This window comes from Nostoc sp. LEGE 12447 (genome assembly GCF_015206985.1).
Lineage (GTDB): Bacteria > Cyanobacteriota > Cyanobacteriia > Cyanobacteriales > Nostocaceae > Nostoc.
In genome coordinates this window covers 25,122-40,242 of sequence record NZ_JADEXT010000040.1, presented here as the reverse complement: position 1 = coordinate 40,242, position 15,121 = coordinate 25,122, and the positions used below count along the sequence as shown (strand labels likewise).

Sequence of the window (15,121 nt, the reverse complement as noted above, 5' to 3'; positions counted from 1 at the left end):
TGTTCAGGAACTAGAGCTTCGGATGGAAGAATACAATGTCCAAGATCAATGGTTGCTGGTGCTGGTTTTTCGGGTTAGCGATTTTGATGAGTAGTACGTTGACGCCTATCTCTATCCTTGCTCAAGAAGTTAATTTAGAAGACGCGAAAGCTCGTACCAATTCTAGCTTCAGAAGAGAAATCAATAAACCTAATATATTTAGAGTTAATCCGTCATTACAATTTGACAATCCTTGGAAGTTTGTGAATAGAACAGCGTGGTTCGTACTCAATCAGGGGTGTTCTAGTTTACCTTTACTCATCATGACAGGGCGTGGCGGAATACCGCCCAGTCCCACCGAACCGTTAATTGGTGATGCGATAATAATTAATTGGATAACGCTTGAGACAAAGGATGAAAATCGGGCTGACGATACTCATAACAAAAGGGCAGAGTTGCAAACAAACACTGGAAAGAATTTTTTACAAAAGGTCAATCCTGTCAATCCCCCTACTCAAATTGTGGAAGCCCAGGGGTTGGTAGTGGATGCCAATCGCAATGTGTTTCTGGTCGCTCAAACACCAACTGTCAAACTCCATAGTCCCTTATTCACCCCTGTAACTTGTCTTAACCCTAAACAAAGATAAAGATGCTTCTTCCTGCTTTAGTTACTAGAAGTCAAGAAAAATATTAATAGTTGGGAAAGCAGTAATTTTTATGTATTTACTAGAACACCGATTCCGTATTCGGAATCATGACGAAAACACCAGGTTTTGTTGGGTTGCAACAAGGAAGATTTGGTTGTAAAAGAGGTTAAAACAGGGTTTATCAGTCTTGTGTTTTATTAATGAATCGGTGTTCTTGGTGTTTGACGCTCTCAAGCACGTTGTTGATGCCTGGGTTAGCCGTGCCATCAAACCACAACAGCGTACATAAAATATTGGGGGTTTGAGGGATTATGACCATTGGACTGTATTACTTGTCCAGTAAACCTGTATATCTATTTAATTACCGTTAGTGGACGGAACGAAAAACAGGCATTTTGGGACGAATGTAGTCCTAACTATCACATTATTAAGCAAAACAAGCGCAAGTCACTCTTGCGAAAATCGCTACTATTGCATGAGGCAACTAGGGCTGTAGATTCCGGCTACAACTGGCACAGTATTTTGATGGATTTGCAGTTAGGAATTGTGGTTAAGCCTGGGCTGTATCTAATGCCAGCCAGTTTTTGAAGATTTCATCACGTCCATCGTCAGCGTCAACCACACGATAAACTCGCTGGCGATCGCCCGTGCCATCTCGACAGATGTATTTGAGTTTCAGCCCTATCTTCTTCAGCAATCGCCTTAAGATAACGATGGGGCTGTCATTGTCATTGAGGGTAATTCCCAACACTGTTTTGACTTGCCACTTCACAGACAGGGCATTGTTAGCCATCTGTACTAGGTCGGCATCAGTTCCCCGGAATTCCCGGTCATCGGCGATGAAATTGGGGATGTTGAACAGTTCCAAGGCATGAATTACCAAACCCAGTTGACCACCGTTAAAGTCTGGTAGCCATGCGCTCTTGCAGGCAAGCATCTTTTCACCCAGTTTGCGATCGCGGTCAGCAACTTTTGCTCTGCCCAAGGTCAGGTAAAAATGCAGTCTCAGTTGTGGGTAATAACCTTGATCGTCTTTTTTGACGAGTTCCGAGGTAACATCCACACCGTAACGCTGTTCTAGCTTATATTTGCGCTCAATGTGGCGTTCAGTTGTGGTTTTAGCCCGTTGCTGTTGTAGCGCCGAATATTTGGCAGCAGTCATCGCAGTTGTATCGGCAGCAGTTATATCCTGACATTCACTGTTGTAAACTTCATTTGTTTGGGCGGTGATTTCGTTGTTTAACTTTTTGCGAATTTTGTTGTCATGGACATCGACAATGTTATGGCCTTCGTTGCCTAATTCCTCTAGCACAGTGTCGCGGTAATGAATCATACCCGCATTGATGCGACAGGCCATTTTGCCAAAAACGTTTAAGGCAGTGCGGTTAATGTTGATTTCATCGCCGTCAATGATCAATGAAGCATTTTGTAGCAGCTTCAAGTTAGCTTGAAAGCGTTTATGCTCACAGGCTAACAGGGATTTGAGGTTAATTGCTCCATTGCCAATCTTTCCTAAGCCATGACTGGCTACCCAAAGATGACGCGGTATCGCCTCTCGGACACGGGCTAAGGCTTGGCGAGTGGCATTTTCTGGTGCTACTCCCCGGAAGCATCCCCAAACACTGGTAAAATGCCCCCAAATGTCAATGCTGACCCCTGTGCCGATGGATGGGGAGGCCAGCACAATGTCATATTCCAGCAGCACTTTGTTTAATCTTGAGATGCAGTTGTAAGCTTCGTGTTGCGGGTCGGCAATCGTTTCGGAGTCAATACGAAGGATTTTGCGATCGGGAAATTGTTTCTTGAACCTCGCTTCTAAGACTTTGGTTCCCCATTTGGATTTAGCTTTTTGGCAATCAACGGCAATAAAGGGCTTACCCCCGGTTTTGATGTGGGCTTCCAGAGCAGCTAACCAATTAACCGGGGTAGTTTGTTTGTAGTGGTAGATGTTCCAGGGTTGACCCTTCCAGTTGTTGACCACCACCCAAGGGGTAACGTTGGTTTCTGCTAGACCCATAACCATTTCTGGTGATAAATCAGATAAGTCAGCATCAGCCAGGATAACTTTACCCCGTCCAGGGGCGAAGGCATTTTTGAATAACTGGGAAAGTTGGTTGAGGACTTCCACTCGATGCTTCTTAACTTCAGTGTTGGCAGAGAGCAAATGCCAGATCACCTGCTCGGATTCGTCAATGATTACTAGGGGTTCTTTCCAGTAAAGGGCGTTAAATCTGGCTTGACCGTTGGGGTGTAAACTGTCTACACACAGCGCAAAACCAAGTAAAATCCCGGTTTCGCTGTTTCTGACTTCGGTAATGTAGGGGATGCCTACCCGATCCGCGATCGCTTGGGCTAACTGTACCCTGTGCGATAAGAGGATAACGGGTTGACCGTTAGCGATCGCCTCAGCAACGATCGCGGCAAATGACTCGGTTTTACCAGAACCTTTAACGGATTTGAGTAAAATCAGTTTAGCGGTTTCCGGGATGGTCAATGCTCCCAGGTAACGCTGATTGAGAACGAGTGCCGCCTCAATTGAGAGTCGGCTGTACTCTTTGACCTGCCATTTTTCTTTTGTCAGTGCTAGTGAGATAATTTCATCAGTAACAGCTGGCCCCCTAGCGGCAATTAAGTCATCAATGCCTTTTTCAGGGTAACTCCACTGTGTCACTAGGACTTGACAGCCACACTTCGTTAACAGTTTCGCGGTTTGGCTAATGGCAATATTCACCCGTTGAACTGTTTCTGGCTTGGTGTCGTGGTCAAAGCAGATGATGAATTTACGTCCAAGGGTAGCGAAGTGTTGCAACTCTGGAATTAGGTGTAAATTACCTGTGGGCTGTCCAAATTCATCTTTGGGATTGCGGTAGCCACTGTTTATCCCAGGAAGGGCGATCGCTGCATAGCCTAAAGTAAGCAATGCCCCTGCTTTTTTAGCACCCTCACAAATCACAACTGAGATGTTGTACTTCCATACCCAATGCCAGAAGCCTAATGCCCTATCTTCATCGCTAATGGTCAAGTCATATCGTGCGGCCACACTCTCCCAGATGTGATCTGGTACTGCCAGGAAGAATGCCCGTGTTGGCACTCTTAGGGGATGTTCATACTTGATGAATTTAAGAACTTTGTTCAGGTCGCGCCTGGGGTGGTCGGGTTTCATGCCGCCCCACATCATGGGGCTATAATCGTTGAGGGGGTCAACGCCACTGCACCACCAGTTCAGTCCTTCGATGTGGCGATACTTCTTGAGTACCCCGTCTCTGAGTCGTCCATCGTTACGGCGGGGGACGTTTTGACCATAGAACAGGTAATCGTAGGCGGCAGTGCCCGATACGGAAATCACGTTTAGCGCAATAATTCCAGGGTCAACAGCACTGGCTAACCATTCATTCCAATGGTGCGCTTCTATGTCAGAGGGACGGGATATGATCTCGTACCTCTGTGTAACTTCAATTTTTTTAAGTCCACAGTTACTATTTTTCACAGCTTTTTCCCTCAAATACGTTGTTTTTCAGTATTTGGAGGGGTTATCGCGCTGCCATACCTTATATCTACATAAATCGCTGTATTACTCGAATTTTGCCCAATTTTGGCTTTGAAAACAAAGATTTGATGACTTTTTTAGCCAAAATCTGCCAACAGAAGCACATCAAAGTTGCCACAGCTATCGATATAATAGTGTGAAGGCAGCACGGACTAAATCTCATTTCCAATCAGTGGTTTCTAGTGCCAACTTTTCTTCCACTGCTTTGGTTTGTTTGAGATCCCCTCTCCTGCTCCAGTAAATAGAATATGAGTCTAAATCTCGGATAAAGCGTCACTACCTAGTAGTGGCGCTTTTGTCCATTTATCTTTTGATACTGTTGTATATTTACCTCCGTTGTACGCTTCATTTCAGTACTTGCCTGATCTTACAGAACAATCGAACGCTTGACATCCAACTTCAATACGAATTATCCGTAACGTTACTTAACAAGTCTGCTTGTTGGTGGTTGTACGTTGGGGTGGTAATCTTCTGGAGTTTCAGTCATATATTGCCCTTAGTTTTCTTGGTTTTCTCTTCAGGCTTGCTTCCTTCTGAGTTAGTCCTTCCGCCCTCTATTTCATCAAGATATTTTTGCAATGCCTTTTCTACCACTTCTGAAATAGTAGTTTCTGTAGATGCAACAAAAACACGAAGCCTTCGGGCTAAGTCTCTCTTGACCAGTCCTGTAACACGAGAATAATCAGGGTTTTCTCTCCTGCCCAAATCATCAGTCTCAATAGTTTGCTCTACCATTCTCCCACGATATTTTTAAAACATTTTTTCGTTCACCCGTTATAACGGGTGAACGTTAGTCTATAATATCATCATCAAGCCAAAAAACGCCACCCAACAAAGGCAACAGAAGCCAGAAAGTGATGCTTGGGCTTGCCCCCTACTGGATATGTGGATTTAAAGCGATTTAGCCTCTAAATTCTCCAAAGCCAGAAAAATCAAGACTTTTACCAATCATCGGAACCATGACAACCGTATATTCCAATGCCAAAAATTGGCTAGTTCAGGCAGACTTGTTAGCCAAATCCGGGCTAACTGACCTTATCGCCGGAAAAGACTCAGGAGCAGGGTATGGGAAGGCAATCATCGGTGATTTTTCGATCATGATGCCTGCCGCATACTCACTTGTTCGCAACCGCAACATCATGCACCACGAAACCATCTCAAAAGATGGCTGCTGGCTGCGTTATGTAGAAGGTTCACGCCTGGACTTAAAAGACATTCAATTCTTTTGGGGCAGTGCTGCTCTAGCTCAAAGTGACCACACCCTGCTCCACGAAGATAAAGCGAAAAAAGCAGAACTGGCACTAGAAAGCATTCTTGCAGACTTAGCAGTTCTCAATATTCCCGATGGGGTCAAGCTAGAAATTAGTTTGAGCAACCATAACCCGGAACGCTGGGGAGAGGAGATTAAACGCCGAGTCGAAGGGACTCACACCTTTGAACATCTGCACCCTGTAACTCGTTCCATTGTCACCAAGACAGTTGAGATTGTTGTTACTGGCATTTACCCCGAAGGATTCGGAAGCATTGCCCACTGCTTATTCGGTGAAGCATCCCTGGTACTAGACCCCTCAGAATTAGCGATCGCTCTCGATATCGGTTCATCCACTTGGCTTGTAACTGTCTTTAACGGCAGTGGTGCAGTGATTGACCGTCACCTGATTGAAGGTGGAGCGGGTGAACTGCATTCGATGATTGCAGAGGCACTAGACAAGCGAAACGACCGAGTAAGTCTGCTGTCCAAGGACGTGAAGCACTCGCCCAGCTTGGTGAACCAAGGGATTATTGAAGGCACTTTCACTTATGGAGGCAACCACCTCACAGGTAAGAAGTTTGAAACAGAGTACAGCCAGTGTCTAGATGAATGGTGGAGTACCAGGATTGAGAAATTCGCCAACTTTGTGACTGCTGGCAATTATCTAGACCGCGCTAAATACCTTGTCGCCTGGGGTGGGGGTGTTTCGCTGCCAGTAGTGGATCAAAACTTAGCCGGTTTAGGCTTTGTGATTTTGAATAATCCCCAATTCATCAATGCCTTGGGGTTGAAGTTATTAACTCAAATATCTTTGGGAGCCTAATCAATGAATTACGAATCTCGGCGTATAACCATTTCCTACTTAGCAGTAATTGAATTGTGCAAGATTTTTGATTTACCCCAAGATGCACCGACACAAGCACTTTCAGCAGGTGTAGAGAAGTTGATTTTTCAACACGGCAATGTACAACCATCGCCCAAAGTTGAAACAGCGCAATCTACACAGCCCAATAAATCGGCACTTAGCGCAATGGTCACTAATTTCAAAGGGGCAGCATGAACAGAACCACATTCAGAAACACGGTTTTAGGCATTGGAGCAACAGCAGCAGCGTTAGCCCTTGGCTATTTCGGAGTGCAGTACTTCGGTAAAAACAATATGTTCACCATCGCCGCAGCTGTCGGGGGTGGAGGTGTAATCAGCTATGTACTTCAGAAACCGAGTCAGCCACAAGTGTCAAACAGTGAGCCAGAAGCACCAACCGCACCAATCAAAACCCAGAGGAGAAGAAACAAGTCATGAGCGACCAAGACACCCAAAAGACACAACCATCGCTAACAACTACCGAAATCATGACCATCATCCTCGGTTGTGAACAGACTCTAAGGTTTGTGCAAGCATCGCCAAATTATCAACAAATCGAAGCCTCCGAAAAGTTCAGTACATCGAATGACCTAAAAATGGGGGATGCTGTGCAAGCTTTGATGGAGATTCACGAAGCCATCCTAAATATCGAATTCTACTCCCAAGTTGAGGGACAAACTTATGCTTTCAATGACAGCCTTGCAACGTAACCACCTGTACCAATTCCGTGGTCAACAACTGCGCTACAGCCACCTTTCTAACTCTAGAGTCAATGCACCTTTCATTTTCAATGACTCGAAAGCTAGACGCTTTGAACTAAGCCAAAACCAAGTGCAGAGGGAGGTTTTTGAACTTGTTGAGTTTTGTGAAAACTGATAATGAAGCGATTGCCTCCACCGACCAAAGTAAGTGCAATCGCCTCATCCGAAAGTGCATCAAGTACACATCGTTACAAGGATTTTAGCAGCATGGCACTCGATTACAAAAATCCCAATGATTGGGGACGCTCACCTCTAACTGACCGCGCTTTGAGATTAGAGCAATTTAAAGCAGAAAATCCTGAACAGTGGGCAGCAAGGATTGAGGCAGATATTCAGGCACTTGACACACCAATATTCGAGAGTGAAGATTACCCACCTTTCACAGGAACGGAATTCTTAGCAACTCATTCAACCATTGATGACCATCCATACTCTGCTGCATTTGGTCAATTCTTGGGCAACGGCATTGACCCTGACATTGCAAATATCTTGGCATTCGGCGAGAACCGATTTGATTTAATATCTGATGATTTTGACGACCCCATAAGGCAACTGGCAACGAGAATTTATAGCCGATTTGAAGAGATGGGTTACTGGGATGAAGTACCAGAATCTGACGAAGATATCAACTACGACTTAATACCTTATTAGGAGAATAACGCAATGGATTTTGCAATACGTAATCCGGTAGTTGGTCATAGTTCCCATATCGATGAAAAAGCGCAATCCTGGGGAGGATTTGAGTCTGATATTTTGGGCTATCTCTCCGATATCAATAAGCTCGAACAGTTTGCGGATTACGCCAATAATGCCCAAGAGTTGAGTGACCGATTAGAGCCATTCTTGGACAATGCCAAGGTTGTCTTTGAGGCGATGGAGAAGCTGACTAAAGGACAAGTTACCTGGGTCGAACTTCGTAAACAATATGGCTCTCACGTTGCTACTGCCATCGCTAAGATTCGCAAGTTAAATTCAGAATTTGATTCAGAGATGGGCAAGATAGATGCCCAAGATAGAGCGGACTTGTTGCGAATTGACCAAAAACGGAAGCACGCACTGACCGAAGTTGCCGCCCAACTTCACCACGATTTACAAGCAGAATTGTGGAGACATGAAAATAAAATCAGCAGCATCGAAAATAAGCAAGTTGTGCAAGCAGAACGGCAGGCAATCACAACAGGACTAAGAGAGAAACGCCAACAACTTTTGGCCCGTGCGCGGTATGGTTCACGAGCGCTAGAGCCAAATCAAACACCCCAAGAAGTAATACCAGTTACTAGCCAAACTTCTGCACCAGCATCAAGTGTTTCTGCAACGGGAACAGTTCGCGGTTGGGGTGCAATGTTGGGTAACTTGTGGAACAAATTGGGCGACAGATAACTATTAGTTAAAAGGCAAGGCTGATGCTAGTAAGGAAACGAAATGAAGATCCTCATAGCGTCAGCCCTTTCTCATTTGAAGGGCTGGCACAAACACCACAACAACAGAAAATTGAGCAACCATCACAACCGCAACCACTGCCAGAAAATAACAGAGGTCGGACATTTAGACGTGCTGGTAATGCCTGTGAAATTATCGCTGGCAGTTGTTTAAACAGTGCAGTGATTTTTACTTTTCATCTGTTGCAAGTTCACCCCGTTGGAATGTTCCTAGCTGTAGGTACTGCACACCTGTATTTTACTGCCACTGCAACAGGTGAAGGGTTCAATAATTTCGTCACTAATTTAATGACTGGTTGCAGTGCTTCATTAGCGTTGTTATGTGCGCTTTCCGACCCGTTGGGTGAGTGGAATGAAGCGAGAACTTCTACACAAACAGCTAATACTTCAATTGAGTCGGTTTATAAGCCAAAAACTACTGAATCTTCAAGTTGGATGGATGGTGCAGGAGTGGGCATATTTCTAGCGATATTAATGCTTTTTCTATTTGGTGGTAAAAGAGGTAAATGAACTATCTATCTGAGAAACATAAACAGTTATCCGAGTCGCAACAATCGGGTTTAATGTTGTGGTTTGGTCGTCTGCCAATGGACAAGAAAGCTGTTGCAATTGGGCTGAGTTTGACTGTAGGTATTGGATCAGCTGCAATGGCGTGGCAAGGAACTAGCAGCGATCGGATCTACTTCTGCATTAAAACCCCTTCAAAAACATTGGTATGCCGGGATAAAGATAACCGACCGTTTCGCATGACCCCCCATTACTGGCAAGAATGGAAACTGTCTGGAATGCCCCGCCAAGTTGTCAGAGATGCAGCAACCGGAGTTAACGGCTTAGTCAAAGCGACTAACCCATATAAGCCGTTGTGGGCGTTTGGGGGATTCCTGGGGTTTGCGCTAGCTGGGTGGATGCTGCGGCACTGCCAATCGGAAGAGAAGCAGAGAGCAGTTTTTGAAGACATCGCCCAAAAACGGGATGCTGCAAAAGCTGAGATGGCTGCACGTTCCGAGCTACTAGAGAGTTGCCGAGACGTTGCGATCGCAGAAGTCCAATTACAAGCTGACTTGGATCTAATCGCTAATGATCGCACTGTTGATATCACCAAAGCCGAGATTTACGCCCACACGGAAATTGAAGTGACCCAAATGGAGGCAACTGACGCAATCTTTGAGGCGCAAACGGCGGGGATGACCGAAGAACAGAAGGCGGAGTATATTAAGCAGTTGCGAGAGATGAAAACGCCCTATTTGCAAGGTAGTCAGACATTGCAAGGGACGATTGACCCGAACGATAAGGTTACTGGATCTGAGCCAGGAGCGATTGCAGACGGCGACAAATATCGCTGGATTAACAACACCATCGGCTACCCCACTTTAATCTTTGGTGGCATGGGTGCAGGTAAGTCCTGGACTACCAGAGAGATTATCTGGAAGAAAGTACAAGCTGGGTGGAACATCGTAGCGCTTGACCCTCACGGAACTGAGGTTGAATGGCGAGGTGTGCGGCTGATTACCGGCTACAAAGAAATAGCCGAATTCATGCAATGGTACATGAATGAAATGCGCCAGCGCTATGAAGATTACCGCAAGAGCGGCATGACTGAAGAACAATGGACGGAGAACCTAAGAGTATCGGGCAAGATGCTATCAGTTATCTGTGAAGAATTTACGACATGGACAGATAACATTGTTGAGCCAATGCCAGATGATTGTGAGGATGAAAAATGGAAGCCCGACCCTGATTTTGTTGGCAGGTGGTTTCGCTGTGCCATGACCGAATCCCGCAAACAGTTGATGATTCCTTTGTTCGTAGCTCACGACCGCACAATGGAGATTTTAGCCAAAGCTAAAGGGTTATCAAAACTTCGAGATGCGGCACTGTTAGAAGTAGAACTAATCGCAACTATTGACCCAATCACCACAGAAGCTAAAGCTAGTGGTAAAGGAGCAATTAAATTACCTGGGCATGGGCAATGGATTGATATTGAATTGCCCAAGTTAGACCACAAGCGAATTGATTTTCGGCTTGATGAGCCTTTGAGAGGCGATGGTTTTAACAACACCAAAAGCGTAGACCCCAATCCTCCCCAACTTTCAACAGATCATCAAACAGCCGAGCGCATCTGGCAACTGGAATTTAATTTAGATAAGCCCCCGGCAGAGTCTAGCCCTACCCAATCACTAACACCCAATGCCCAATCGCTGCTGCAATTTCTCCAACGCACCGGGAGAACATCGGCAGTCATACAGGAGATACAGCCCAACTTTAAGGTAAAGGGTCAACGGTTCAGTTCAGAGGAGCTAAAGCGACTGTTTAATGAGTTGGTTGAGAACAGTCTGGCCGTCTGGCTAGATGCCTCGACCATCGAAATCAGCGATTTTCAGACAGACCAAGAGAACGGACAGGATTAGACAGAATCCTTAAACAGCAAGGGACAGACAAGACAGACAACCAGACAGAAACTAGACAGTAGACAGAGCGCCCTCGGCATTGCACTGGGGGGTTTATTATTAGGAGCCTACCTCTTGATATCAGGATTGATATCAATGCCTCACCTAGAGAGCATCTCGGTGAGGCAATTGAATTTGAGTGGGAGAATCCGATTACCTGCTGTAAGTACAACCGTTGACCATTGCAATAGGAATAATAACTACGCCGACTGGTTGCTTTGGAGATTTGGCTGACCCCGACTGTACAAATAACTACATCTTGCACGTAGAACAGTCCAGCGAAACCCAAGCCTACCCATAATGAAGTCAAAATTTGTTTGTGTGTTCATGATCTTGGATAAATGTGGTTTTTCTAGTTGTATTGTGAGAGGAGGTAACGGACGTTAACGAAAAACCGCATTGTCATTAACGGTAAAAATGAATAAGTTAAGTACATATACTGAAAGTTCTCTGACTCAAGTTGCCAGTCAGCTGCAAGCTTCAAATGATTTTTTGGCGGAGTTGCAGCAGAAGGCTAAGACAACTCAACGGGGGTATGCTGGCAATATACGGATATTTTTTGAGTATTTTTTGCAAAGGGAGCCGAATCAGAAAGATGTTGAGGAGTTCTGGGGGTTGGATGACCAGACGGCTAACGGGTTAATCCTCAAGTTTAAGAATCATTTGGTGGCAGAGGGTAGGAAAGCGGCGACGATTAACCGTTACTTGGCCGCCCTCAAGTATTTAATTAAGGTGGGTCGCAATCTCAAACGCTGTCAGTTTTATTTTGATGGCGACCGCATTGAGTCTTTAAAGGTCACTAAGTACAGGGATACGCGGGGTGTTGTAGTTGATGAGTACAACAAAGTTTTTGATGTAATTGATACCACTTGCACTAAGGGAAAGCGGGATTATGCTTTATTTCTGCTGCTTTGGGCAAATGTTTTGCGGCGGGGGGAGGTGGCGAAGTTAATGGTGGGAGATTTTGATTACCACGATTTGACTTTAACTGTTTACGGCAAGGGTAAGGGCAATGATTCTACTAGGATTGACTTAAACCCAGAAGTTGCAGAGGCGGTTAGCGACTGGCTGGGCTGTCGTACAAATATTAAACCCAGCGATCCTTTGTTTATCGCGCTGGACTTCCACAATTATGGACACCAACTCACCGGGGATGGTATCTACGCTATTGTAAGAAAAACCTGTGAACGCGCTGGCATCAAAAAGCGGATGACTCCCCATAAAATAAGGCATTCGGGGATTACTGATGCTCTTGATTTGGCACAGGGAGACTACCGGAAAGTGCAGCATCTAAGCCGTCATGCTGACCCCAGGACGATTCTGGTTTACGAGGACAATAAGAATCAGTATCAGTTGGAGTTAACTAATAAATTAGCATCTCGTGTTGGTAAAAGACGACAACCCGGTAACAGCTAGTAATCATGTTTGGATTTATTGTTAAAGATATTGTATTGGAGACAAATATGAATACTACCGAAACGATTATGAAAACTATAGAACCGATGAGAATAACTTTGGGAGAATATGTGAATGGAAAAATTTATTCTGGTATCAGAACAGGTTTTGATAAAGCTTTTGTTATTGATGGAATCAAACGTGTTGAACTGGTTGCTAAAGACCCTAAAAGTGCAGAAATAATTAAACCTTTAACACTAGGTAATCAGGTGCGAAAGTGGTACATTCAAGAGAATGATAGATGGTTGATTTTCACGAAAATAGGAATCAATATTAATCACTATCCTGCTATCAAAGAACATCTGGAGCAATGGAAAGAAGATTTAAGTGTGAGGCTAAGTAGTTTAAAATTAAAACGTAAATATTTTGAACGATATCAGTGGTATGAAATCCCAGATAAGGTTGCTTACTTTCAAGCCTTTGAAACACCTAAAATAGTCTATCCTAACGTTACAAATGAATCTAAATTCGCTTTTGATACAAATAAGTATTATTTAGGAAATCAAATTTCTTTTATTGCTAAAAACGATCTATTCTTAATAGCAATACTCAATTCATCAATTGCATGGAGTTATTTTAAAGAAAATGTAAGTTTTTTAGAAGACGCATTACGTTTTTCCCGTCAGGTTGTAGAAAAAATTCCTATTCCCACTGCCACCGAACCACAGCACAAAGCAATAGAAACCCTAGTTGGCTATGTCCTGTACCTTTCAGAACACCTCAAAGACATACCGAGTCGTGGCAACAAGCTCATGGAAGTTGCAGACGACAAACTGATGCTGAGTTATTTTGAGCAAATTATTGATGCAGTAGTAATAGAGCTATATTTACCCGACGAACTTCATGCACACGACAAAGAATTTATGCGTCATCTCCTACATGAGAACTTGCAAAGCTTAGACAAAATTCAAGGCGATAAAATACAAGCACTCCGCGAAATTTTTCGACGTTTGTTTGACAAAGAGCATCCAATTCGTGTAGGTATATTCTTTTTGGATAGCGTACCGATTGTGCGGAAAATTCGAGGGGTTGCATGAAAATAACGAAAATCGAACTGAAGAACTTTCGAGCATTTTATGGAGAACACACAATTGACTTAGGTAAAAAAGGTAAAAATCTACTCATTTATGGTGAAAATGGCAGTGGTAAATCCTCTCTACTCAAAGCAATTGAGCTATTCATCGATTCTCATGTACGCGACATCCAATTCTCCCAGCATCGCAACTTTTTTGTAACTGATGCTGATGGCGGCTATGTGAAAATCTCTATGCGCTCTAGCGAACGCGACCCCGAAACCACTTACGAATGGTCGGATATCACCCGCGAAAGCCATGCCCCTGTCATCATTGAAGCTTCAAAAACGAAGGGGAGTCTGGATTATAAATCTCTCTTAGAAATTTATTTTCCTCATATTAAAGATAGCGAAGTTGACCTGTTTTACCTATTAATAAATACTATCCTAAGCAACAGTACAAATAATATTACAGGGAAACGTTTTAGTGAAGAATGGGCAGAAATTGAGCAAAGCGTTCCTCGCAGCAGAAAACATACTCGTAAAATAGAAGAATTAGAAAATATTTTAACTGACTTCAATTATGGTCTGAGTGCTACCCTAAATGTTCTTCAAAACGAAGCATCGAATATTCTCAAATACTTTGGTTATCCTGTTATCCTCGATTTTGACTTTCAGGGAATCATTCCTGATATAGAAAACAAATGCTTAAAAGGAAATGAAGTTATTTTGCGTGTTGACTTCCTTAACACTAAGTTTCCCTTAGCTCATCAGTTTCTGAATGAAGCCAAACTATCAGCAATCTCACTTGCGATTTACTTAGCTGCTTTGCAAATCAATCCAAGCAGCGCCCTGAAAGTCTTGGTACTTGATGACGTTTTGATTGGCTTAGATATGTCTAATCGTTTGCCTATCATTGACGTTTTAAAAGACCAATTTAACGATTACCAAATCTTCTTGATGACTTATGATAAAGAATGGTACGAAATCCTGAAGCGACATTTTCCTTCTTGGAAAACTATCGAACTCTATGCAGGACATGGCAGCGATTACGAAATGCCAGTCCTTATCGAAAACAAAAAATATCTCGACAAAGCCAAAGCCTATTTGCAAGCGAATGACCACAAAGCGGCTGCAATTTACTTACGCACAGCTTTTGAAGTCAAAATAAAATGGTTTTGCGAAAAAATGAATATTGCCATCAAGTATCGTGAAAAACCGAAAGACTTAAATACCAATGACTTTTGGGAACCCATTAAGAATGCTAAAAACTCAGACGGAACTCCAAAATATATTAACGAAGATTTAGTGTTTCATGTTGAACTTTATCGCAGTTTTATCATGAATCCCCTCAGTCATGCTCAACTTGTGATAGCACCAAGACAAGAAATTCAAGACGCGATAAATACTGTAGAACGCTTAGAACAAGCTCTTGATGCGCTCGTTTTAAAGTAACGTTGTGATAGAAGAATGGCAGTACGCTTGTGATCAAAAGGGCATCACCGTGCCCACAGCTTTCGGAGGACTGCGTTAACCAGGATGAGCGATGCCAGGATACCGTTGCGCCACATTCAGGAGATATCGGGACATCGGACTTTGGCAGCTTTAGAGCGATATCTAGGTGTAACTGAGAAGCAGAAGCAAAACGCGATCTCTGCTTTGGATTTTTGAATATTTCTGTACCAGACTCACACAGGAGGTAGCACTGAATTAGCGAT

General features: G+C 43.8%; 16 protein-coding genes and 1 pseudogene. 15 read left to right on the top strand and 2 right to left on the bottom strand.

What is annotated here, in order from left to right:
* Positions 1–35: 35 nt before the first annotated feature.
* Together IQ274_RS28510 and IQ274_RS28505 are read left to right on the top strand one after the other, a co-directional pair.
* The gene (locus IQ274_RS28510; RefSeq protein WP_194144200.1) at positions 36–626 is read left to right on the top strand and encodes an S-layer family protein; all 591 of its coding nucleotides are present in this window, start codon (positions 36–38) and stop codon (positions 624–626) included.
* 318 nt (positions 627–944) lie between these two features.
* Entirely contained in the window at positions 945–1,214 is a 270-nt protein-coding gene (locus tag IQ274_RS28505) for a hypothetical protein (RefSeq protein ID WP_194144199.1), read from the top strand.
* Here IQ274_RS28505 and IQ274_RS28500 read toward each other — a convergent pair.
* Complete coding sequence (locus tag IQ274_RS28500) at positions 1,177–4,113, bottom strand: plasmid replication protein, CyRepA1 family (RefSeq protein ID WP_322745358.1); 2,937 nt, start codon at positions 4,111–4,113, stop codon at positions 1,177–1,179. The two genes, IQ274_RS28505 and IQ274_RS28500, sit on opposite strands and share 38 nt — an antisense overlap.
* Positions 4,114–4,656: 543 nt before the next feature.
* On the bottom strand, positions 4,657–4,908 hold the full coding sequence (locus IQ274_RS28495; protein ID WP_045875043.1) for a hypothetical protein: 252 nt from the start codon (positions 4,906–4,908) through the stop codon (positions 4,657–4,659).
* A gap of 224 nt (positions 4,909–5,132) precedes the next feature.
* On the opposite strand from IQ274_RS28495, the gene IQ274_RS28490 reads away from it, so the two are divergent.
* The 13 genes and pseudogenes from IQ274_RS28490 to IQ274_RS28430 all read left to right on the top strand — a co-directional run.
* Positions 5,133–6,248 carry a ParM/StbA family protein gene (locus IQ274_RS28490; RefSeq protein ID WP_194144198.1) on the top strand — a complete coding sequence of 372 codons (1,116 nt, stop codon included), beginning with the start codon at positions 5,133–5,135 and terminating at the stop codon, positions 6,246–6,248.
* 3 nt (positions 6,249–6,251) lie between these two features.
* Positions 6,252–6,485: a hypothetical protein gene (locus IQ274_RS28485; protein WP_194144197.1), complete on the top strand. Its 234-nt coding sequence runs from the start codon at positions 6,252–6,254 to the stop codon at positions 6,483–6,485.
* Positions 6,482–6,727, top strand: a complete 246-nt coding sequence (locus IQ274_RS28480; protein WP_194144196.1) for a hypothetical protein — start codon at positions 6,482–6,484, stop codon at positions 6,725–6,727. Before IQ274_RS28485 ends, IQ274_RS28480 begins: the two co-directional genes overlap by 4 nt.
* On the top strand, positions 6,724–6,999 hold the full coding sequence (locus tag IQ274_RS28475) for a hypothetical protein (RefSeq protein WP_194144195.1): 276 nt from the start codon (positions 6,724–6,726) through the stop codon (positions 6,997–6,999). The genes IQ274_RS28480 and IQ274_RS28475 overlap by 4 nt, the downstream gene beginning before the upstream one ends.
* Positions 6,971–7,165 carry a hypothetical protein gene (locus IQ274_RS28470; protein WP_194144194.1) on the top strand — a complete coding sequence of 65 codons (195 nt, stop codon included), beginning with the start codon at positions 6,971–6,973 and terminating at the stop codon, positions 7,163–7,165. The genes IQ274_RS28475 and IQ274_RS28470 overlap by 29 nt, the downstream gene beginning before the upstream one ends.
* Before the next feature lie 2 nt (positions 7,166–7,167).
* A complete protein-coding gene (locus tag IQ274_RS28465) occupies positions 7,168–7,701 on the top strand; it encodes a hypothetical protein (protein WP_228058413.1) in 534 nt (177 codons plus the stop codon).
* Between the two features lie 12 nt (positions 7,702–7,713).
* Positions 7,714–8,430 (top strand): hypothetical protein, encoded by a 717-nt coding sequence (locus tag IQ274_RS28460; RefSeq protein WP_194144193.1) that lies wholly within the window; start codon positions 7,714–7,716, stop codon positions 8,428–8,430.
* A gap of 23 nt (positions 8,431–8,453) precedes the next feature.
* On the top strand, positions 8,454–8,999 hold the full coding sequence (locus IQ274_RS28455) for a hypothetical protein (protein WP_194144192.1): 546 nt from the start codon (positions 8,454–8,456) through the stop codon (positions 8,997–8,999).
* Positions 8,996–10,897, top strand: a complete 1,902-nt coding sequence (locus IQ274_RS28450) for a hypothetical protein (RefSeq protein WP_194144191.1) — start codon at positions 8,996–8,998, stop codon at positions 10,895–10,897. The genes IQ274_RS28455 and IQ274_RS28450 overlap by 4 nt, the downstream gene beginning before the upstream one ends.
* A gap of 456 nt (positions 10,898–11,353) precedes the next feature.
* The gene (locus tag IQ274_RS28445; RefSeq protein WP_194144190.1) at positions 11,354–12,352 is read left to right on the top strand and encodes a tyrosine-type recombinase/integrase; all 999 of its coding nucleotides are present in this window, start codon (positions 11,354–11,356) and stop codon (positions 12,350–12,352) included.
* A gap of 47 nt (positions 12,353–12,399) precedes the next feature.
* Entirely contained in the window at positions 12,400–13,428 is a 1,029-nt protein-coding gene (locus IQ274_RS28440) for a TaqI-like C-terminal specificity domain-containing protein (RefSeq protein ID WP_194144189.1), read from the top strand.
* A complete protein-coding gene (locus tag IQ274_RS28435) occupies positions 13,425–14,858 on the top strand; it encodes an ATP-binding protein (protein WP_194144188.1) in 1,434 nt (477 codons plus the stop codon). Before IQ274_RS28440 ends, IQ274_RS28435 begins: the two co-directional genes overlap by 4 nt.
* Positions 14,859–14,912: 54 nt before the next feature.
* A pseudogene (locus IQ274_RS28430) lies at positions 14,913–15,074 on the top strand (tyrosine-type recombinase/integrase); the annotation flags it as partial.
* Between the last annotated feature and the right edge of the window lie 47 nt (positions 15,075–15,121).

Bases quoted from the DNA above. Each gene is read 5' to 3' on its own strand.
- IQ274_RS28450 (WP_194144191.1), top strand. From the start codon at position 8,996: ATGAACTATCTATCTGAGAAACATAAACAGTTATCCGAGTCGCAACAA.
- IQ274_RS28475 (WP_194144195.1), top strand. From the start codon at position 6,724: ATGAGCGACCAAGACACCCAAAAGACACAACCATCGCTAACAACTACC.
- IQ274_RS28445 (WP_194144190.1), top strand. From the start codon at position 11,354: ATGAATAAGTTAAGTACATATACTGAAAGTTCTCTGACTCAAGTTGCC.
- IQ274_RS28490 (WP_194144198.1), top strand. From the start codon at position 5,133: ATGACAACCGTATATTCCAATGCCAAAAATTGGCTAGTTCAGGCAGAC.
- IQ274_RS28465 (WP_228058413.1), top strand. From the start codon at position 7,168: ATGAAGCGATTGCCTCCACCGACCAAAGTAAGTGCAATCGCCTCATCC.
- IQ274_RS28455 (WP_194144192.1), top strand. From the start codon at position 8,454: ATGCTAGTAAGGAAACGAAATGAAGATCCTCATAGCGTCAGCCCTTTC.
- IQ274_RS28495 (WP_045875043.1), bottom strand. From the start codon at position 4,908: ATGGTAGAGCAAACTATTGAGACTGATGATTTGGGCAGGAGAGAAAAC.
- IQ274_RS28460 (WP_194144193.1), top strand. From the start codon at position 7,714: ATGGATTTTGCAATACGTAATCCGGTAGTTGGTCATAGTTCCCATATC.
- IQ274_RS28485 (WP_194144197.1), top strand. From the start codon at position 6,252: ATGAATTACGAATCTCGGCGTATAACCATTTCCTACTTAGCAGTAATT.
- IQ274_RS28480 (WP_194144196.1), top strand. From the start codon at position 6,482: ATGAACAGAACCACATTCAGAAACACGGTTTTAGGCATTGGAGCAACA.
- IQ274_RS28435 (WP_194144188.1), top strand. From the start codon at position 13,425: ATGAAAATAACGAAAATCGAACTGAAGAACTTTCGAGCATTTTATGGA.
- IQ274_RS28510 (WP_194144200.1), top strand. From the start codon at position 36: ATGTCCAAGATCAATGGTTGCTGGTGCTGGTTTTTCGGGTTAGCGATT.
- IQ274_RS28440 (WP_194144189.1), top strand. From the start codon at position 12,400: ATGAATACTACCGAAACGATTATGAAAACTATAGAACCGATGAGAATA.
- IQ274_RS28470 (WP_194144194.1), top strand. From the start codon at position 6,971: ATGCTTTCAATGACAGCCTTGCAACGTAACCACCTGTACCAATTCCGT.